General features: G+C 64.1%; 16 protein-coding genes. 8 read left to right on the forward strand and 8 right to left on the reverse strand.

The window, feature by feature from the left end; all coding sequences use genetic code 11:
- Positions 1–12 precede the first annotated feature (12 nt).
- From HMPREF2883_RS06155 to HMPREF2883_RS14735, 6 genes are all read left to right on the forward strand, one after another.
- A complete protein-coding gene (locus HMPREF2883_RS06155) occupies positions 13–2,130 on the forward strand; it encodes a PQQ-binding-like beta-propeller repeat protein (protein ID WP_070659742.1) in 2,118 nt (705 codons plus the stop codon).
- Positions 2,127–3,344, forward strand: a complete 1,218-nt coding sequence (locus tag HMPREF2883_RS06160) for a hypothetical protein (protein WP_070659744.1) — start codon at positions 2,127–2,129, stop codon at positions 3,342–3,344. The genes HMPREF2883_RS06155 and HMPREF2883_RS06160 overlap by 4 nt, the downstream gene beginning before the upstream one ends.
- Positions 3,345–3,368: 24 nt before the next feature.
- Positions 3,369–5,576 (forward strand): hypothetical protein, encoded by a 2,208-nt coding sequence (locus HMPREF2883_RS06165; RefSeq protein WP_070659746.1) that lies wholly within the window; start codon positions 3,369–3,371, stop codon positions 5,574–5,576.
- A 405-nt stretch (positions 5,577–5,981) separates the two neighbouring features.
- Positions 5,982–6,782, forward strand: coding sequence for a hypothetical protein (locus HMPREF2883_RS06170; protein WP_256277363.1), 801 nt, complete (start codon positions 5,982–5,984; stop codon positions 6,780–6,782).
- A gap of 150 nt (positions 6,783–6,932) precedes the next feature.
- Positions 6,933–9,113, forward strand: coding sequence for a hypothetical protein (locus HMPREF2883_RS14730; protein WP_176747156.1), 2,181 nt, complete (start codon positions 6,933–6,935; stop codon positions 9,111–9,113).
- A complete protein-coding gene (locus HMPREF2883_RS14735) occupies positions 9,110–10,345 on the forward strand; it encodes a hypothetical protein (RefSeq protein ID WP_141759049.1) in 1,236 nt (411 codons plus the stop codon). The genes HMPREF2883_RS14730 and HMPREF2883_RS14735 overlap by 4 nt, the downstream gene beginning before the upstream one ends.
- 107 nt (positions 10,346–10,452) lie before the next feature.
- Here HMPREF2883_RS14735 and HMPREF2883_RS06180 read toward each other — a convergent pair whose 3' ends face one another.
- The 5 genes from HMPREF2883_RS06180 to HMPREF2883_RS06200 all read right to left on the reverse strand — a co-directional run bounded on the left by HMPREF2883_RS06180 (position 10,453) and on the right by HMPREF2883_RS06200 (position 15,934).
- Entirely contained in the window at positions 10,453–11,436 is a 984-nt protein-coding gene (locus HMPREF2883_RS06180; RefSeq protein WP_070659748.1) for a ribokinase, read from the reverse strand.
- A gap of 29 nt (positions 11,437–11,465) precedes the next feature.
- Positions 11,466–12,458 (reverse strand): LacI family DNA-binding transcriptional regulator, encoded by a 993-nt coding sequence (locus HMPREF2883_RS06185; protein ID WP_070659749.1) that lies wholly within the window; start codon positions 12,456–12,458, stop codon positions 11,466–11,468.
- Between the two features lie 51 nt (positions 12,459–12,509).
- The gene (locus tag HMPREF2883_RS06190) at positions 12,510–13,961 is read right to left on the reverse strand and encodes a uridine transporter UriT (RefSeq protein WP_070659750.1); all 1,452 of its coding nucleotides are present in this window, start codon (positions 13,959–13,961) and stop codon (positions 12,510–12,512) included.
- Entirely contained in the window at positions 13,958–14,908 is a 951-nt protein-coding gene (locus HMPREF2883_RS06195; RefSeq protein WP_070659752.1) for a uridine-preferring nucleoside hydrolase UriH, read from the reverse strand. The genes HMPREF2883_RS06190 and HMPREF2883_RS06195 overlap by 4 nt, the downstream gene beginning before the upstream one ends.
- A gap of 114 nt (positions 14,909–15,022) precedes the next feature.
- Positions 15,023–15,934 carry a LysR family transcriptional regulator gene (locus HMPREF2883_RS06200; RefSeq protein ID WP_070659754.1) on the reverse strand — a complete coding sequence of 304 codons (912 nt, stop codon included), beginning with the start codon at positions 15,932–15,934 and terminating at the stop codon, positions 15,023–15,025.
- Positions 15,935–16,016: 82 nt separating this feature from the next.
- Between HMPREF2883_RS06200 and HMPREF2883_RS06205 the strand changes: the two genes are divergently transcribed.
- The gene (locus HMPREF2883_RS06205; protein ID WP_070659756.1) at positions 16,017–17,042 is read left to right on the forward strand and encodes a threonine ammonia-lyase; all 1,026 of its coding nucleotides are present in this window, start codon (positions 16,017–16,019) and stop codon (positions 17,040–17,042) included.
- A gap of 390 nt (positions 17,043–17,432) precedes the next feature.
- Positions 17,433–18,269 carry a DUF559 domain-containing protein gene (locus HMPREF2883_RS06210; RefSeq protein ID WP_070659757.1) on the forward strand — a complete coding sequence of 279 codons (837 nt, stop codon included), beginning with the start codon at positions 17,433–17,435 and terminating at the stop codon, positions 18,267–18,269.
- A 174-nt stretch (positions 18,270–18,443) separates the two neighbouring features.
- Here the strand turns inward: HMPREF2883_RS06210 and HMPREF2883_RS06215 are convergent, their stop codons facing one another.
- From HMPREF2883_RS06215 to HMPREF2883_RS06225, 3 genes are all read right to left on the reverse strand, one after another.
- The gene (locus HMPREF2883_RS06215; protein ID WP_070659758.1) at positions 18,444–18,950 is read right to left on the reverse strand and encodes a DUF3995 domain-containing protein; all 507 of its coding nucleotides are present in this window, start codon (positions 18,948–18,950) and stop codon (positions 18,444–18,446) included.
- A gap of 188 nt (positions 18,951–19,138) precedes the next feature.
- Positions 19,139–19,567: a D-aminoacyl-tRNA deacylase gene (gene dtd, locus HMPREF2883_RS06220; protein WP_070659759.1), complete on the reverse strand. Its 429-nt coding sequence runs from the start codon at positions 19,565–19,567 to the stop codon at positions 19,139–19,141.
- Complete coding sequence (locus HMPREF2883_RS06225; protein ID WP_070659760.1) at positions 19,567–19,998, reverse strand: DUF2516 family protein; 432 nt, start codon at positions 19,996–19,998, stop codon at positions 19,567–19,569. The genes dtd and HMPREF2883_RS06225 overlap by 1 nt, the downstream gene beginning before the upstream one ends.
- Between the last annotated feature and the right edge of the window lie 14 nt (positions 19,999–20,012).

Here is a 20,012-nt window from a genome sequence, read left to right on the forward strand (position 1 = left end):
CACAATAGGCTCATGCCTCCCACGCCCGACGCCGCCGAGAACAGCACCGATCAGCCTGACACCGATCCCGGCACTCAGCCAGGAGCTGCCACCTCCAGCGACGATGCCTCGACGGCGCCGGACACGGGTGAGGCCGAGGGCAAGAGCGAGGGCGAGCCCTTCCCACCACGCGGCACCCTCACGCTGCGCGCCCTGCGCTGGAGCGGACTCATCGGCACCGTCGTGCTCGCGGCGACCGCACTGGTGCTGCGCCGAGAGCTCAAGACGGCCAGCGGCCTCATCCCGAGCAAAGTCTCAGTACTGACAAGTTGCATGATCGTCGGAGGGGTGCTGGTCTGGCCGTGCCTCACCTTAAGGGGGAAGAAGGGCCCCATCCTGACGACGGTCATGATCACGGTCATGGCGGCCTTGGGCGTGACGATGTCGGCGTCTCTGATAATGGCGTGGTGGAGTACCTACCAGGAGACAGGGTTCTCCGTCCTGTTCCTGCTGGCGCTGGCTGGAGTGGCGCTCTCAGCCACGCTCTTCCTCAACGTTGTCCCACTGCAGCACTACCTGCGCATGCGCACCACCGCGGTCGGTAACAGCGATCCCGATGACCCAAGCCGCTGGGGCCACCTCCAGCGCAAGACCGGAGAGAAGACCGACAAGGGACTCCCCCGCTACGAGCGCATTCGGGTACCTCGACGCACGCGTGCCTACTTCACGGCTTTGGTCATTGCCCCAGCACTAACCCTTGGTTCAGCCCTCGCGGGAACATGGGCACTGGCCAACCCGGTCCACCACGTCATGGCCACCGCCCCCGCCGACACCTCGCTCACACCTCCCACGTCGCTGGCGCCGAACGCCTCCTGGAGCAAGGAGATCTCCTCCACCAAGTTGACCACCGTCGCGGGCGCCGGCGGTCCCATCTTCCTCACCGACGATGGCATCATGGCGCTCAACTCCAAGGACGGCAGCGTCCTGTGGAGCTACAGCCGCAAGCACATGACCTACGCCCCCGCCGGCTGGAACTCAAACCGAGGCGAGCTGGTCACCAGCCCTGACGGCAAGTACGTGGCCGCCCGGGTCCAGCTGCCCACATTCGTCGCATCTCCTCACGCCATCACCCTGGTCTTCGACGCTCTGACCGGCAGGATCGTCGTAGAGCATCAGGGTTCCGGCGGCTATCTTCAGCTGACCGACTCCGCAGTCCTCGACGACGACACCGCCTTCTCCCTGACCGACGGGTCCCAGATGTGGTCTCTCCCGGAGAGCGCCGACGCTCCTTATTCCGGTCCGGCCGGGCACTCCTCATTCCTCCTGAGGATGTCTGAGGACCGCTCCACCGAGGATGCCTCCTCCAACTCAATGATGTCAGCGGTAAACATCACGGTCTGTCCACAGAACGACCCTAGCGCCAAGGTTGAGGTTCAGCACATTCTGTCAGAACCTCCTTTTGGATCAGACCGGACCGATTACCTACTCAGTGTCTTCATCAACGGGTGGGCAGCCCGCTACACCGGCGAGGTTGATTCCTCGGGTAACCCTGTGGCTGAAACGATCAGCCTGGACGCACTGGCCAAGGTCGACGGCGCCGACACCTCAACCTTCCCACTAGGGGCGACTTCGGGGATCAACGCAGAGGCATCACGCATCTCTGGCAGTATCGTCACCTATCCCGTCATCAGTCGGGACGCGGACCTCCTCTACCCCGCAGAGAACTCACGAGCCGCGACAGTCTTCGACCCAGTCACCCGCACGGTCACCCCCGTGTCACAGGATCGGAGCCTTGCTGGCGCGCGCACTGGGATCGTTGAGACACCTGCCGAAGACGGCTCATCCTCCGCAGCACTCGTCATTCGTCCCGGTGACGGTTCACCCGGCACCACCATCCCCATCACACCCGGTTCCACATATCAGCCATCCCAGAAACTGACCGACACCAAGAACGCTCCAGCCCAGCCGCTCAGCCCTCAGGGCGTCAACCCCGAGAGTCGCACAAAGGCTGTCAGGACACCCGGAGCCGTCATCGCCATTCTCAACGCAACCGATACGTTGTACACCAGCTGTGGTGTCGATTCAGATCACCAAGACCAGACCTGCCGCAGCACATATCGGATCTTCGGCATCACCGGAGGACAGAAATGAGAGCCGCACATCCCCTGACTCCCCGCACATCCTCCACGCTCCGGCGGCTGACAGCACTCGTCGCAACCGCGACGCTCGCGCTCACCATCAGTTCATGCAGCATCGGGGAAGGCACTCAAAGCCTCGTCATCACCTCCCTCACCGCGCAGGAAGCAGATGCGTCCAAGACGCAGGATTCAAGCAGCCATATTGACAACGGACCAGCGTCAACCGCCAGCGGCACCGTCACCATGAGCACATCATACGTAGCTGGGGGGATAGGCTCCACTGCCAAAGAACTGACGACCATCGTAGTGAGTCGAGAACGTTCCACTGATAAGTTCCAGTGGGCGGTTTCGATCAAACCTGCAGTCGCCGACCAAGAGAGAACCGAATACACCAACAGCGCCCAAAGTGCGATGAATAACGCCATGGGCCGTTCGCCGTCGGGGAGCGCCGTCGTCAGTCCTGACGGTCGACACCTGTCGCTGATCCTCCTTCCCGCCGAGCAGCAGACGGGAGAGACGGCAGCCGATCTACGCACGCATGTCGTCGTCCTTGACACCAAGACCGGCAAGACGGTCAGGGACGCCAAGGTCTCTGGGGTTGTCCTAGGGCAGGCGCTCACCAACGGCACCCTCGCCGTCGAGACCGCCCAAAACTACTTCCCGGCCGGCTCCGGGAAGGGAACCATCACCATCTTCTCCCTGACAGAGACAAGCGCTCAGCCCTCTTCCTTCCCCACCGATAAGTGGCTGGTGGGCGCCACCCGGGAGAACCTCGTGCTCGCACCCGACCTTCTCCCGGACGACTGCTTCGACGAGTGCTCGATAACGACCGTCTCCCTCCTCAACACCGATGGGAGCACGGCCGGAAGCATCTCTGGAGTTACTTCAGTCCACCCCGGCGGCTGGATCCGCCGGTTCGCGAACCCCAAAGCAGCTAGCGATTATCAGCAACGCTCAAAGACAGCGTCAGAGGATGAACGGAAGTCCCTCAGCCCTTCTCGGGAGGCAGTTGAGCAGCAACTCGTCAATCCCAGCATTAAGAAGACAATCGACATCACGGGAAAGACCGCCGTTGAAAGCGGCGTGCCGACTGGCCCTGGACTGCTCGTCGAGCAGAAGGTCCCCAACGGGAAGGGCTCAACGGAGTTCAAGCCCGCATTCTGGCTCAGTTCCGCCGACGACGGCCACCCACACACCGAGAACCTCGAGCAGTTCGAGAACAACTGACATCACCACGATCGACGCACCATCATGGAATCCACACCTTCTCCGCCCACCTCGCTCTCCCCTTCCGAAGCCGAGGAGACCGTCGGCACCGACACCGAGATGTCTCCGGCGCACCTCGATCACGACGATGCCGTGCTCAGCGATCACCCACGCCTACTGGCATGCATGCGCGCCCTGCTCGCCGGCAGCGTCATCGCCTTGATCATGGCAGTCGCTCTGTTCTTCGCCTGGAACAGCGGCATCAAAGGCGTGGGTCGGGTAGCGATCACCCAGTCATGGAAACGATGCGCGCTGCTGCTGGTGCTGTGGCTCGTGGGCGCATCCGTGTGGCCCACGCCTTACTACCGCACCACCGGGGCGAACAGAATTCGGACGGGTGTCATCACCGCCCTCAAGCTCCTGCCTGTGGCCGGGGTTGCAGCAGGCACCGCCTACGCCTGCCTTCCGGTTCTGCAGCTGTGGCGGGAGACCGCATCCGCCTTCGGTGTCCGTCTGGGCGAGCTCCTGGCTTTCGCGATGGGGATCGCCGCATTCGGACTGATCGCGATGGCGCATATCGGGCTCTGGGCGGCTCGGTCAGTCGTTCTCCCCTCCGAGGAGCCACACGGTGACGAGCCGTCCCCCGAGGCTCTGGATCTCTGGTTCAGCCGCCCTCGGGGCGTCGGGTTACGGCAGCTATGGTCCCGTGCCGTTCAGATCCATCCCTTCCGCCGCCTCAGCACGGCCGCCATCGCACTCCTGCCCGCAATTGCCTTGGTGGCCGGCTTCGGCATCCCCTATCGCATGGTGAAGAGCACGCATGCCGACGCCCCCACGATCACGCAGACCACAGCACCCGCTGTCGATACCGCCCAACTACCCGCCTATCCCACATCCTTCGGAGCGCAGAAGACGTGGGTGAAGGATGTCGACGACTTCCTCGACATCGCTGGCGGGGCCGCGGGCCCGATCCTCCTCACCAGGGACACGATTACTGGGATCGACCCCGCCAACGACTCGGCGCGCTGGCAATACCGCCGTGCCGGCGCTGAGTTCCGCAGCCAGCTACTCGAGACGGATCCCGTCGCGTCAGGAGATCTGGGACTCATCACCAGTCCGAACGGGCGATACGTGGCAGTCGTTGCCACAGATCCGACGATCTACTCGTCCATGAGCCCAGAATGGCGTGAACTCGACGGCACGTCACCGGTTACGACGCTGGTTCTCGACGCCGTCACCGGGAAGGTCATTCTGGAGCATCCCCGTCAGACCGAGGACCACGAAGACACATTTCAACTCAGCGATTCAGCTCTTCTTGACGGTACCGTCGCCTACTCCCTGACTGACGGCTCACGGATGTGGGACCTCAAGGACATCCACCTCTACAAAGATACTGGACCGAATCCCGTCGCCGCCTACGCGGGCACGGCAGGACACGCGAGCTTCATTTATGGATACGATAGCGGTAGCGACTCTCTCATAGTTCTACCTCAGGCTGACCCCTCCCAGCCCAGGAAGGTTACCGGCGTCCTTCAGGAGCAGGAATTCGGCGACATCATCACTGCCAGAGGGTGGATCGGCGTCTACGACGATCGCACCCCAACACAGCATCATGAGAACGACGACCTGAAGGCACGACGAGCCCACGCCATCAGCCTGGACGCCCTCAGCGAGGCGCCCGGTGCGGACACCCGCACCTTCGATCTGGGCACAACGCTGGGCATCAACGCCCCAGCCTTTCTCTCCACCGGCACGATCTCGGTCTTTCCGGCGACGACACCGGACGGACGACCTGTGGAGACCAGAAGCCTTAATTACTCTTCAACATGGAAAGACTCAAGCAGCATCGGAACGGTCTTCAATCCTGCCACCATGACGGTGGCACCGCTCAACCAGTTTCCGCACTATGTCACAGCAGTGGGGATCGCGGCAACGAACATTGAAAACGGCACACCTGCCACCAACACAACAGATGGAAATAGCTCCGTTATCACCACAGGCGACGGCCACATCACGATCAAAACGGGTGACAGCAGGATCATTCCGCTCGCAGAAGTTGAGCCCGGATCAACCTACTACCCGCTAAAGTCAGGAGAATATAACTCCACCATGAAGGACACCGCTGTCAGCCGGGACGATTATCACTACATCTCCTCATTGAGTACTCCCGGAGCCACTCTCGCCATCGTCAACAATACCCCTAATCTCCCCATAGCATCACAGTCTTTCCGAATCTACGGGTTCCCCGGGTAGGTTGACGTGAAATCTAAGTTCCCACACAGCATTGCCTTCATAAGCCATCGAAGCACAGCGCTCATGGTGGCGCTTCCGCTGCTGCTGTCACTCACGGTGACCGCCTGCCACTCCAATTCACGTGCGTCATCTTCGAGCACGGCACCACCCATGTCACCGACGTCTCTCACAGCGGAACAGATGAAGGACTGCCAAGACAAGACGAGCGATTGGATAAGCAATCCTGGATCTCAGGATCCCTCCTACCTTCCCGCGCAGGGAGCGGACATCTGCGTCATCCAGTCATTCAACACCAAGAACCAGGAATCGACACTCATTGCACGATACGAGGCCTCTGACAAAGAGCCCGTGTGGGCTATGTCCCTGACGCCGAGGATTGCAGCCTACAGACGTCACGACAACGGCATGGATGTTCAGTCAGCGCAGAAGCTGGCCCGAGACGTCCTCAACTCCCGTACCGCAGGCTATGCAACCGTGAGCCCGAACGGGAAGTACCTCTCCCTGGTGCTGCGTCCACCGGAAGTCGCCGACGACAGCCCCCGCCCCGCTCGGCAGACACCTGTCGTCCCCGCCGAGCAGCGGACGACCGTTGTCGTTCTTGACGCAGTTTCCGGGAAGCCGGTGCGCACGGTGGAGGTCGACGGGCTGGTCCTGGGCCAGGCCCTGACCAGCGACTCACTCGCCGTCGAGACAGCTGACGCCTACTACCCCGCTGGTGCGGGCAAGGGACGTATCAGCGTCTTCTCACTGAAGGACACAACGTCGTCTCCGACGTCTTTCAACACAAGCCTGTGGCTTGCAGGCTCCGGGAAGAGCACTCTTCTCCTGTCCTCACAGCCCATCCACTTTCACGACTCCACCACCACGTCGACCGTGACGCAGGTCGATCTTCACGGCAAGCACCTGGCCTCCTTCACCAACTCCAGCGAGATCCTTCTCGGAGGGTGGATCAGGCGGTGCACCTATCTTCCCGATGAGGGTCGAATTCACTGGGAGGTCGTCGACACCAACTCAGGCACGGTCTACAACGAGGACACCGATAGCGCCGTGGCGCGACGAGTCCCCACTGGGCCGGGGCTAGTCATGAGCGAGGTTGTCATCAACGACAAGGGATACCGGGAGGCAGGCGCACCACGCTTCTGGCTCAGCGCCGCCGACGACGGCCACCGCCACACCGAGGACCTCGAGCAGTTCACGAACAACTGAGGCGCGGGCCAGGGCACGCCGACCGGAAGCACTGGGAACGACCGAAGCAACGCTAGACCGCCCCCTGGGGCGCTTTCCCTTGTACGTTCAACCGCGCGATGGCCCCGCAAACACCTGACATAGTCACGGATGGGTCACCACAATAGGCTCATGCCTCCCATGCATGACGCCGACGAGCACGGCACCGATCCCGGCAACCAGAGGGTCGGCACCCAGACAGACGCTGCTGCCTCCGGCGACGAACCCTCGACGGACCTGGACACGAGAGAAGCCGAGAGAGGTCCCGGCCGCGAAGTCTCCGAGGCCGCCCAGGCGGCAACCGACGCCGGCGACAGCGAGGGCAAGAGCGGGGGCGAGCCCTTCCCACCACGCGGTGTCCTTACCCTGCGCGCCCTGCGCTGGGGCGGAGTGTTAGCGATGTTTGCCTCGTCGAGTATCGCAAAATTACTGAGTTCGACCTACAAGATCGACATCGACGTCCTTCACACAAAATCAGTGCGCCCTTTTTCCGACTTGGAAGTAGAGGCTACCGTCGCAATGTTCGCACTACAGCTCCTCTTATGGTTCTTCGCCGCGGTCGCCAATCAGTTGAGGCGAACGGCGATGATCGTCATCGTCAGCCTCATTGCACTACTTGGTGCCGCGACAGCAGGCATCAATATTCACCACTGGATGACAGTATACGAGCGATCGGGAATCTCCATCCCCATTTTCCTGTGCCACGCAGCAGAGACCCTTGGCTTCACAACACTCATCTGCACGAGCATCATCCTGCATCGCGTGCGAACCCTACTTTCCATGCACCCTAGGCAGCTCAGCAATCCGGCCCGCTGGCGCAAGCTGTATCTCCCGGCACGTCCTCAGCCAGGCGAGAGCAGCGTCAAGGCAACCAAGCAAGCATTATTAAAACTCCAACCGATCACAAAGATAAAACTTGCTGCCATATCACTCACGCCAATCATCGCACTCTCATTGCTGACATCAACGGCACACTATTTCGTGACACCTTTTATACACAGTACCTCTGCCGGACCTCACAAGACAGCACCCATCGCAACAACAATCAACACCAAAACGAGTTGGGTCAAAGATATGGTGGGGGTCGATCACGTCATCGCCGGTTCGGCAGGACCTATTGTGATCAGCAGCGAGGGGATCACAGCATTAGAGCCAGCCCACGGCAGTACCTTATGGACATACGGAGCAACCCTTAACACACTATATGCCTTTACAAGCCCCAACAGAGACTACCTCGCTCTCAGGGTAAGAATCCCAGATGATCTGGGCATCAATTCTGATGAATACTTGTCAGCATCCGACCCACCAGAGACGACACTGGTATTTGACACTCGAACAGGCACTCCCGTCATAAGACACATGAGCCACGGCGGCAGCTTACAGCTCACAGATTCCGCCCTTCTCGACGGGGATACAGCATACTCCTTGAAGGACGGGAGGAAGTTGTGGAGCGACAGCAACGCCATTGATACCACCTTCATGGGAGCAGCCGGCCACAGTACCTTCATTGTCTCAACCTTCGAACAAGACAATGAGGACACAGATGAAGAAAAATGGGCAGGAACCTCAAGTATCGCTGTGGCTCCCGACACCAACCCGTCCGCAAGCGCCCGGATCGACAATCTCCTCATTGATCCGATGGTCGTCGATAACTTACGGTCGCGAAGCTACAGCGATGACATAGGAGCAAATCCGGTCATCATTTCTGGATGGGCCGCCCAGTTCACCAATCAGAGCGACAAGAACGGGAACCCTACCGCACAGGCCATCAACATCGATCAGGCCTCTATGAGTGATTCCAGCAACATGGACAGAATTCCTCTTGGCGCAGCATCAGGTATTAACGAAGTCGCCTCCACCGCATCTCAGACTTTGGCGACATACCCTTACTACGGTTCCGACAAGTCCATATATGACGTCATGACTGCCTGGGACACTCCACGAGTCGCCACAGTATTCACGCCCAGAGACCGGACGGCCACATCTGCAGAGCACTACCCAGGCCTAGCTTCTGCTCAGGCAGGGATCGCCCCTCGTCCAGACGGCGACTCCATCATCGCGACCATCTCCCTACGTCCATCGGACGGCTCGCCGGCACTCACTATCCCAGTCAAAGGTGACACTATCGACACGAGTCCACTCAGTCTCTCAGAGGGAGTGCGTCAACTTATGGCAGATAAAGGAGAGTCTAGGAGACCTTATGTGGATTTCAGAAGCAACCCCGGATGCACCACCATCCTTCTGAATATCAGTGGCCCTAGCGAACATTCCTCGACCTATCGCTTCTACGGAGTTACGGAGCGGAACGCATGAATTCACTGCAGGCCTCTACATCTCACTCATTCGTACAACAGGAACTACGGAGAGATGCCAGAGTATTCACTGTTGTAGCCCTTATGATTGCAGTTATGCTAACAATCAGCACCTGCCATCACCATCGCTCCTTAGATTCTACCATTGGACTTAAGATCACATCACTGGATTTCTCTACGGCTGAGTCGATAGATTCGGCCGAAAATCCCCCAAACCTCACATCGTGGAAGAACTCCATCGCCGCGAACGGATACTACATTACCGGAGTAAGCCAGTTCATAGACGAGGGAACCGGAGGTGAACCTCCCTCGCTCTCCGTGTTCGGAAGGCGATCCTCAGACAAGGGCAAGGACATAGTATGGGCAACACAGATCAAAGTGAATGATTTCACATATCCTCTTGATGCGTCAACCCACCCAGATTCTTCGAGTGAACAGTCACCGTCAACCAAGACCACCACGCTTACGAACGACTGGACACTCAGCCCCAACGGGAAGTACGTAGCATTCAAGCTCAATAGTTCAACGAAAGCTACAACGTATTTTGCGGTCGTTGAGACCTCCACCGGAGCAGTTGTCCGGACGACCCATATCACTCGCAGAATCATTGGTGTGGCACTCACCGACACACATCTTGCTGTCGAAACATCTGACCAGCCATTCCCCGGAGGAGACGGACACGCTACATTAACAGTTCTTTCTTTATCACAGCAGGACTCACCTCCAACCACTCTACCCACAACGCAGTGGCTCATAGGTGCCAGCCACAGGTCTTTTCTTGTGAGTGAGAGCATATATAGCGAACCCTGCACGGGTAACTGCACTCCCAAGACGGTCTCTCGTATAGACGGTACAGGTCACACTATCGATACCATCACTGGCGTCATCGATGTCTACTCCGGGGGGTGGATGTCACGATTTTCCGATCCAGCTGCCGCGTCATCATTACTAGCTCAAATCTACGACCCCATCGGCAAACAAGAACGTCAAGCCGCGAATGAGCAATTGGATAGCATTCGGCGGGAACTCGTGGATCCCGATTCAGGTCAACACACCGACATCACAGATCTCCTGATGAAAGAAGTCGGCCTCCCCACAGGGCCAGGTCTCCTCGCGCTCAAGCAGGTTCCCTCAGAGGACGTCAACGCCAAGTACGCCCCTGTCTTTTGGCTCAGCTCCACCGATGACGGCCACCCGCACACCGAGAACCTCGAGCAGTTCACGGACGACTGAGGCGCGTGCCGTCGAGGCCGGTCTCCTGCCACCGGACCCTTGAGGCGCACAAACATCCTGCGACGGCTGCGAACTACCTCGGCTCTCGCCCGCTCGTCGGGCCGCGCTTATCCGAAGTGCTGCTCGACTGCGGCGATGTCCCCGTAGGAGGCCTGCGCCCCCACTGAGGTCGTCGCGAAGGCGGAGACGGCCGAGGCCGCACCAGCCGCCTCTACGAGTCCTGCCCCTGCGGCCAGCGCCGCCAGCAGCGTACCCAGGAAGGAGTCGCCGGCACCGGTGGTGTCCACGACATCCACCGGGAACGGATCGACCGGGGTGATCTCCTCCCCCTCGATCACCATCGACCCACGGCCCCCCAGAGTCACCACCGCGGAGGGGATCCCCATGGCGGCCAAACGCCTCGCGCAATCGCCCCAGTCCGTGGCGTCGTCGGCCCACTCGCACTCCGGTTCAGCTGCAGTGTCGCTCACACCCGGCTTCAGCATGTCGGCGAGCTCATGCTCGTTGACGACCAGGACGTCAATGGCCTCCAGGAGCCCGGCGGACAGGACGGGGTGGAACGGAGAGTTGTTGAAGACCACGCGGGTGCCGGCGTCGTGGGCGATACGGGCCGCGGCCTCCACCGCGTCGGGGCTCACCTCCATGCACAGCCCCAGCACACGGGCCTCGCCGATGACATCCTGGTGCCGCCGCGCCGTCGAGACATCCACTGTCCCGTTCGCACCGGGAGACACCACGATGGTGTTGTCCCCAGCAGAGTCCACGGTGATGATCGCGGTGCCGGTGGCCACGTCCTCGCGCTGAACCGCGGAGGTGTCCACACCGGCGCGCTGGAGGGAATCGATGAGCAGGTCGCCGTGGCCGTCAGCCCCGACTGCCCCGATCATCCTCACGTGAGCACCGAGAAGACCGGCCTGAACCGCCTGGTTCGCCGACTTGCCTCCCGGCAGGATCACCAGGTCCTCCCCGCTGATCGTCTCACCGGGCTTGGGAAAGCGCTCCGTTCGGACCGTCAGGTCAGCATTGAGGGAACCGAAGACGGCGACCTCGCCGGATACGTCACCCAGGACAGCTCGCACACACATACGCATCAGATTTCTCCCTTTCATGTGGCATCGATTCACGGACGAGAACCGCAGGTGGACTCACGCAGGCTGAGCGAGGCCTCGTGAATCACCTGCTGGACAGCCCCATTGGGGTTCTCAATCCGCTGCAGCAGCAGCCGAACCGTCTCGGCCGCCATGCGTGGAATGTCATTCGATATGGACGTCAGTGCCGGACTCATCAGATCAAACCACGGAAGATCATCGAATGTGGCCACTCCGACGTCGGCACCGACGTCGACCCCCAGCCGCTTCATCGCGCGCAGCGCACCGAGCGTGATGACGTTGCCTCCGCAGATGAGGACATCCGGCTGGCAGTCGGCGAGGAGGCGCTCCGCGACCTCTTGAGCCTGCGAGGCGTCATGTGCGGACGACAGTACCGGGAAACCGGACCATCCGGCGGCCTCCAGCTCTTCAGAGACCACCCGAGCGCGTCCGGCGCCCGTACTGGTGGCGTCCGGCCCTGAGATCACGGCCGGACGCCGGTACCCCGCGTCGCGCAGGTGCTCGGCCAGCTCGCGGACGGCCTCTCGGGGATCCACCAGGACCGAGTCGACGTCGGCCCCGGGCAGGAGTCGGTCCACGGCCACAGTCGGGGCCTGGGCCACCAGCTCCTGCAGCCCGCTCGTGGGAGGCCCCACCGGCACCAGGATCATGCCGTCGACCCGCTGCTCGAGCATCGACAGCGCAACCCGCTCCTGCGCGGCCGGGTCCTCCTGACCATTGGCGATCATCAACAGGAGCCCCAGACGGTTCGCCTGCGTCTCCACGTGGTGGGCCAGTTCTGCGAAGAAGGGATTGTCGATGGCTCCGACGACGAGGCTGATCGTCCCCGAGCGGCCGGTCCGCAGGGAGGCGGCGTGCGCATCCCTGCGGTACCCCAGCCGCTCAGCGGCCTGACGGACGCGCTCCTTGGTCGCCTCAGGAATACCGGGCACGTCGCTCAGGGACCTGGAGACGGTCGACACCGCCACCCCCAGCTCGCGAGCAATATCCCTCTGAGTAACCATCGTCTCCCACCTCGTGGCGATTCCCCGCGCCGACCGCAGCCGCCCCGGCACTCAGCTCCCCGCGGGCCCGGCCGGCGCCTCGCCGTCGGCCGCAGCCCGGGGGATCAGCAGCGAAGCGAGGAACGCCAGCGCAAGCAGCACCACACCAGCGACGATCGTGGCCACGTAGGCTCCTCGTCCCACGTCTCCCGCAGCGGTCTTCACCGCGTACAGGATCGCGAAGGAGATCCCGGCGCCCAGGTTGAAGGCTCCGGCGTTGAGGCCCGGAAGGTAGCCGGGGTTGTCCTTCGGGGACAGCTCGATGCCGAGCCCGTTGAGCATGATGTTGCCCATGCCCGCATAGGTGACGCCGACCAGGACCGAGATGACAAGCAGCAGCCACGGCTGCGGAGTCGCCACCCCGAGGAGGAGAAGGCCGAGCCCCGCCACCGTGCCGATGAGGCCGATCCGAAGGACCCGGTGGTACCCCATGCGGCCGGCGAGGGTGCCGGCGACCGGTCCCATGACCAGTCCCGCCAGGGCGTAGGGGGTCAGCGTCCAGAACGAAACAACGTCGGCCCCCAGTGCGGCACCGAAGTCCGCATCCTGTCCGAGGGCGGGAACGATGCCGTTCATGATGGCGAAGACCCCGGTCATCGTCAGCATGGTGGTGAGCAGAAGCGCCCAGGTGGAGCGCGACCTCAGGTAGGTGGTGGTCACCAGGGGGTGACGGCTCACCGACTCCTGGCGCCAGAAGGCGACGAAGGCCACGCCGGCGACCACCAGGAGGCCCAGGACGAGCACCCAGTTGGCCTGGGCGAGCTTGCCGGCCTGGTCAATCGCGATGAGGGCCGAGCCGACCGCCACCACCAGGAGGCTGGTGCCCAACCAGTCCATCGGCATCGGGTTGTCGATCCGAGACTCGTCGGTGAGCAGGGCAACGGCGAAGGCCGCGGCGACGGCGGCCGCCATCATCACCCAGAACACCGAGGCGAAGCCGTAGCGTCCGGCGAGGAACCCGCCGGCCAGGGCATCGATCCCGGCGATACCGCCGTTGACGGCGGTGACGACCCCCAGCAGCGTCCCGTACCGCTTCGGGTCGGGCACGGCCTGCTTGAGAATGATGAGGCACAGCGGCACCGTCGGCCCCGCCACGCCCTGGACGATGCGGCCGGCGAAGAGCAGCGTGACCGAGCCAAGCACCCCCGACAGCGCCGAGATCACGCAGCCCACGGCGGTCAGGACCATCATCCAGGTCAGCAGCCTGCGCCGACCAATCATGTCCCCCAGGCGGGGAAGGAAGAGCGCGAAGAGCGCCGCCGCCGTGAAGAATGCCGTCTGCGACGTCGCGATGACGGTCCCGGTGGTCTTGAGCTCCTTCTCCATGGTCACCAGCGCCGGGCTCAGCATGGAGGCGTTGAGCTGGAAGGCGAAGCAGGCGACCAGGAGGGCCGTCATGACGGCGCCCACGGACTTCTTCGCCGCCGCCCCAGAGGCCCTCACCTCTGCCGTTGCCGGGCTCATGCGTCGACCACCTTCTGGATCCGGTCGATCGCATCAACCACGAGGCCCCAGAACCGTGGGGCGTCCAGGCGCGTAGCGACCTTGGTGTGGCAGTCCTCGGGAGCCGGTGCCCGGAAGTCCGCGACCGTCATGCCGGTGGTCAGCGAGCCGTTGAGCTCGACGTCGACAGGCACCTTGACGGTCTCGACGATCGTGGGGTCGATGAGGTAGGCGAGCGTGCACGGGTCGTGAACCGGCGGGAAGTCGAAGCCCTGCGCGTCCTGGTAGGCCTTGCGGAAGAAGGTGAACAGGCCGAGCGTGAACTGCGAGACGCTGCCGGGGACCGCCGCGATGCGCTCGGCCACCTCGTCAGTCGCCAGGGCCTGGTGGGTCAGGTCGAGTCCCACCATGACGATCGGCCACTTCTCGTTGAAGACGATGTGGGCCGCCTCGGGGTCGACCTTGATGTTGAACTCGGCCACCGGCGACCAGTTCCCCACGTGGTAGCCCCCGCCCATGAGGACGACCTCCTGGACGCGCTCGACGATACGGGGCTCCTTGCGGGCAGCCATGGCGATATTCGTCAGCGGGCCGGTGGGGACGAGGGTCACCGTGCCCGGCTCGTTGCTCATGATCGTCTCAATGATGAGATCCACTCCGTGGCGCGGATCGAGCTCCACGGCGGGCTCCGGCAGCTCGACGCCGTCCAGGCCGCTGTCGCCGTGCACGTCCGGGGCGATCTCGACGGGGCGGACCAGGGGGAGCCGGCAGCCGGCGGCGATGGGGACGTCGTGCATGCCCACGACCGTGGCCACGCTGAGCGCGTTACGGGTCACCTTGTCCAGGGTCTGGTTCCCACCCACGGTCGTGACACCGAGCAGCTCGATCGAGGGGTTGCCCCAGGCGAGCATCATGGCGACCGCATCGTCATGCCCCGGGTCGCAGTCGAGCAGAATCTTTCGTTGCATCTTTGCCTTCCTTCACCGCTGAGCGCCTCACTGCGCAAACGATTGCGTGACTCGACTTTAGCACTGTGACCCACGTCAATCAATGCTTGGTGCCGTCTTACCCGAGAGGGCGAGTCAGGGCGTCGCTGCCGCGCCCTTGACCGCGGGGCGGCGCAGGCTCGTGCGGCGGGCCACCGCCTGGCAGGCCTCCACCAGGACGTCAATGGCCAGCGGCCGGGGCCGCTCGGCGCGGGTGACCACCTCGACGCGCCGCTGCTCGCGGGCCAGCGGCCGCACCTGAACCCCCTCGTGCCGGTAGGCGCTCAGCGCCATCCCGGGCAGCAGGGCCGCCCCCACCCCGGCGGCGACGAGTGCCTGCACGGCCACGTAGTCGTCGGAGGCGTAGGCGGTCTCGGGCGTGAAGCCGTTGGCTCTCCCCACGGCGAGGAGCTCCTCGCGGCAGCGCGCGCAGCCGGTCACCCACCGGCACTGGGCGCCGTCGGCGATGCGCGTGATGCCGCCGGGGTGGGTGACGAGGTAGAGGACGTCGTCGAGCAGGTGCTCGGCCTGAAGGCCCTCGCCGGCGTCGTCGTCGACATAGGAGAAGGACAGGGCCGCGTCCACCCGCCCGCGCCGCAGCGCGTCGAGGGCCTCGGGCGGCTCGGCGTCGACGAGCTCGACCTCCAGGCCCGGGTACTGCCGGCCGACGACGTCGAGCACCCCCGGCACCAGGGAGGCCACCGCGGAGGGGAAGGCGGCCAGGCGCACGCGCCCCGCCTCCGCGCGGGCCATGGAGACGACCTCGCGCTCGGTGCGCTCCAGCAGGTCGAGGACCTCCTGGCCCCGCACCGCCAGTGCCCGGCCCTCCTCGGTGAGCCGCACGCCGCGTCCGGCCCGCGTCAGCAGGACCGCGCCGGTCGCCCGCGACAGGGCGGCGAGCTGGTGGGAGACGGTGGACTGGCTGAAGCCCAGGGACTCGGCGGCGGCCGAGACGGTTCCGAGGCGGGAGAGCTCCACGAGGGCCCGAAGCTGCTGCACATCGATCACGCCACCAAGTATGCCCTGTATCGATGGGTATTCGTCAAAAGATTCATTGGACCGATACCCCGGCTGCCCGCATCATGAAGCCATGACCGTCATCGACACCCTGCCCCAGGCTCCCGCCAGCACCCAGTCCGGCCTCGACTTCGACGCCGTCCTGCGCACCTACGAGGCCGTCTCGCGGGTCCTGCCTGAGACTCCCGCCTGGTCCTACCCGCTGCTCAACGCCAAGGCCGGGGTGGAGGTCACGGTCAAGCACGAGAACGTCCAGCCCACCGGCGCCTTCAAGGTCCGCGGCGGGGTGGCGCTCATGGCGGCGCTCAGCCCCGAGGAGCGGCGCCGCGGCGTCGTGACCGCCTCCACCGGCAACCACGCCCAGTCCCTGGCCTGGGCCGGAGCCCGCAGCGAGGTCCCCGTCACCGTCGTCGTCCCGGTGGGCGCGCCGGCCCGCAAGGTGGCCGCGGTGCGCGCGCTGGGGGCTCGGGTCGTCGTGGAGGGGGAGACGATGTGCGAGTCGCTGGCCCACGCCGAGGCCCTCGCCCTGCGTGAGGGGATGCGCATGGTCTCCCCCGGGGACGAGCCGGCCATCGTGCTCGGGCACGCCACCGTCTACCTCGAGCTCTTCCGCCGCCACCCGGGCCTGGAGGCCGTCTACGCGCCGGTCGGCTCGGGCTCCGGGGCCGCCGGCGCCTGCCTCGTGCGCGACGTCCTGGCCCCCGGGTGCCGGGTCATCGGCGTCCAGTCCAGCGCCGCGCCAGCCGCGCATCGCGCCTGGAGGTCCGGGGAGCCGGCCACCGTCCACAGCCGCACGCGCGTGGCGGGGCTGGCCGTCGGGGCGAGCTTCGCCCTCACCCAGTCGGTGCTGGGCCGCAGCCTCAACGACTTCATCCTGGTCGACGACGAGGCGATCCAGGGCGCCATCGGCCTCATGGCCACCCACGCCCACACCCTGGCCGAGGGCGCCGGGGCCGCGAGCCTGGCCGGGCTCATGGCCGACCCCACCCGCCAGGGACCCTGCGCGATCGTCTGCACCGGCGGCAACGCCGACGACCACGAGCTCGCCGACATCTCCGCCGGAGCCGGCGTCGGCACCGACGCGGTCCTCAGCTGCTGAAGCCGGCCACCCCCTACCTGACGGCCGGTTGGGGACCACTCCCCGTTGAGCCGGGAATGCCAGCCGAGTGACACTCAAGCGAGGGCCGGGAAGCGCAGTCGGGGGCGCATACCCGGCCCTCTCCTCTTGCCCCAGCAGCACCGACCGGCCTCGCCGGGGCGTGCCACCACCCCGAGTGTCCACAGAAATGACATTAGCCCGCACAAGCCACCCGCCCACCACCTAGAACCACGGAATCACGCGGTTTTCAAGCCAGCACCAACCTTGTCGGGCATCCAATGTCATTTCTGTGGACGTCAAGCAGGAGACGCGGCTCGTCAACGCCGGAAGTTATCCACAGGGACCAGCCACTTCCTAGCGCCTCAGCTCCAGCAGTCCAAGAATTGTCTCATGGACGACAATGTGCTGACCCGCATCGGCGACGCGCTTGGCGCCGTTGCACAGGCTGATCTACATCTGAACCGTACCGGGCGCCGCCGCCTCCAGGCCCTGGTAGACGCGGGAGAACTCAAACGGTACCCGCACGGAATCGTAGCGCTGCCCGGCACCGACCGACGCATCCTCATCGCCCGCCTTCACCGAGGTCTTATCACCTGCGAGCATGCAGCCGCCTACTACGGCCTTCCGCTCCCTTCTCCACCGCGCAGTGTCCATGTTCTGACTCCGCAAGGACGTCGATTACCTCCGTTATGGGGTGAGCACAGACACGAGACTCGTGGGCGTTCCGTCCTTCGGCTGGAAGACTTCCCGGTTGTCTCCCTCGCCCGCTGCATCGCCGATCTCCTGTGCTGCGCAGAAGAATGGACGGCTCTGGTCGCCGCCGACGCCGCCCTGCATCGGGGCAGAACGACTCGCCAGCAGGTATCCGCATATCTGCGCGGTCCCCGCCGTGTTCTTGGCCGGAATCGCCTGAAACGCACCAGCGATCGCGCTCGCAGCCCACTGGAGACCCTGGCCAGAGTTCAGCTGCAGGACGCTGGAATAGATGTTTCCGACGGCATGGTGATCTCAGACGTTGGAGAAGTGGACCTGGTGGTGGCCGGGTGGCTTGTCATCGAGCTGGACGGCTACGAGTTCCATTCCGACCGTTGGCCCTTCCACCACGACCGGGAACGCGATCGCGAACTGGTCCGGCAGGGTTATACGCCCATCCGCTTCACGTCCAACAATGTGCGTTCAGGGAAGATCGTCACCGATGTCCAACGGATTCTCTCCACCCACCCATAGGCGATGCATGGAATCGACATACCTCGCCCGGCCACGCCCGATGTCCACAGAAATGACATTGGATGCCCGACGACGTTGGTGCTGGCTTGAAAACCGCGTGATTCCGTGGTTCTAGGTGGTGGGCGGGTGGCTTGTGCGGGCTAATGTCATTTCTGTGGACACTCACCGCGGGAGTCAACGCCCAGCAGCGCCCGCGTGCACGGCGGGACCGGCCGCAGCGGGCCGGCTACAGCGCAGGTAGGCGACCGTCGCGGCCAGCACCAGGATCCCGCCCACCCAGAAGTGAGGCATCCACAGAACCAGCCGCCACCAGCCGTATCGAGAGAGCGGCTCTCCGGACATGATCGTCGGGATCGCCGGCACCGAGCCGGCAATCCCGTAGGCGATGAGCAGGACTCCCGAGACCCACCCGAAGGCCAGGCGCATCCAGCGCGGCACCCTGATGATGTCCGGGCGCAGGAGGGCGAAGCCGAAGACGACGAACCCCAGCTTCACCAGCCCGGAGACGAACACGACCACGACGAACCAGGTGGGCCGCTCCTGGGCGAGCCGCAGCCCCTCACCCTGGAGGACCGTGTCGACCAGCCATGGGGAGCCCAGCGCCCAGGACACACTGATGCAGCCGAAGACGGCCCACCACATCATCATGGCGACCACCACCGCCCGCGAGCGCCCCGTCATCTCAGCGCCTTCTGAACATCGCATCGGCCACGGTACTGCATCGTCGTCGCCTCCTTCGGCCTAGGTCCTGTTGCCTATGTCCGGGGCAGGCCGGTTCTCGCCGACGTCGCGGTCGTACCTTGAGGCGCGCGCTCGAGGGGTAGAGAGTACGAACACGCGGTCACCTCACCCCAGTTTCGCAACAGGCCCTATTCGGCCTCGATGAGGATCGTCACCGGACCGTCGGCCTCCATGTCGATCTTCATATCGGTGCCGAAGCGGCCGGTGGCCACCTCCAGGCCGCGCCCGCGCAGGTTCTCGGCCACGGCCTCCACCAGGGGCTCGGCCACCTCGCCGGGGGCCGCCTTGTTCCAGGTGGGGCGCCGGCCCTTGCGGGTGTCGGCGTACAGGGTGAACTGGGAGACGACGAGCACGGGCGCCCCGACGTCGGTCACCGAGAGCTCGCCCTCCAGGAGCCGCAGGTCCGCGATCTTGCGGGCCACGGTGGCCACCTGCTGTGGGCCGTCGTCGTGCGTGGCGCCTACGAGGACCATGAGGCCGGGCCGGGTGATCTCGCCGACCACCTCGCCGTCGACCCGCACCGCCGCCCGGTTGACCCGCTGAATGACCGCGCGCATCAGCGACCAGCGCTCCTGCCGCGCCCGTCATGCCCCGGTCGGCGCTGGGAGGCCCGCCCCGGGATACGGATCGAGGAGCGCACTCGCACCGGCGCCAGCGTCTGCAGGGCGGGGCGCACGTCCACCAGGTAGACGGCGCTGGCCACCACGGTCAGTAGACCAATGAACGACATCCCCGTCGACACACCCGCGACGTAGACAGCCAGAACGGCCTCATACGCCAGGAAGGTTCCGACCACGGCCGCCACCGCATTGACGACGAGCCAAAAGTTCCTGCTGCGCTTGCCTGCCGCGGCGTAGTACTGAGTCGGCCGCAACGCTGAGTCAATGAGCGCCCAGACCCCGAGGACAGCAGCGAGGACCTGCGCTGCGCACCAGAGCATGGCAACGGCCAGCGAGAGGTAGTGCTCAATGAGAAAAAGGACGCTCATGCGCACAGGCTACC

The sequence above is a fragment of the Actinomyces sp. HMSC075C01 genome (assembly GCF_001812965.1).
GTDB classification, from domain to species: domain Bacteria; phylum Actinomycetota; class Actinomycetes; order Actinomycetales; family Actinomycetaceae; genus Actinomyces; species Actinomyces acetigenes.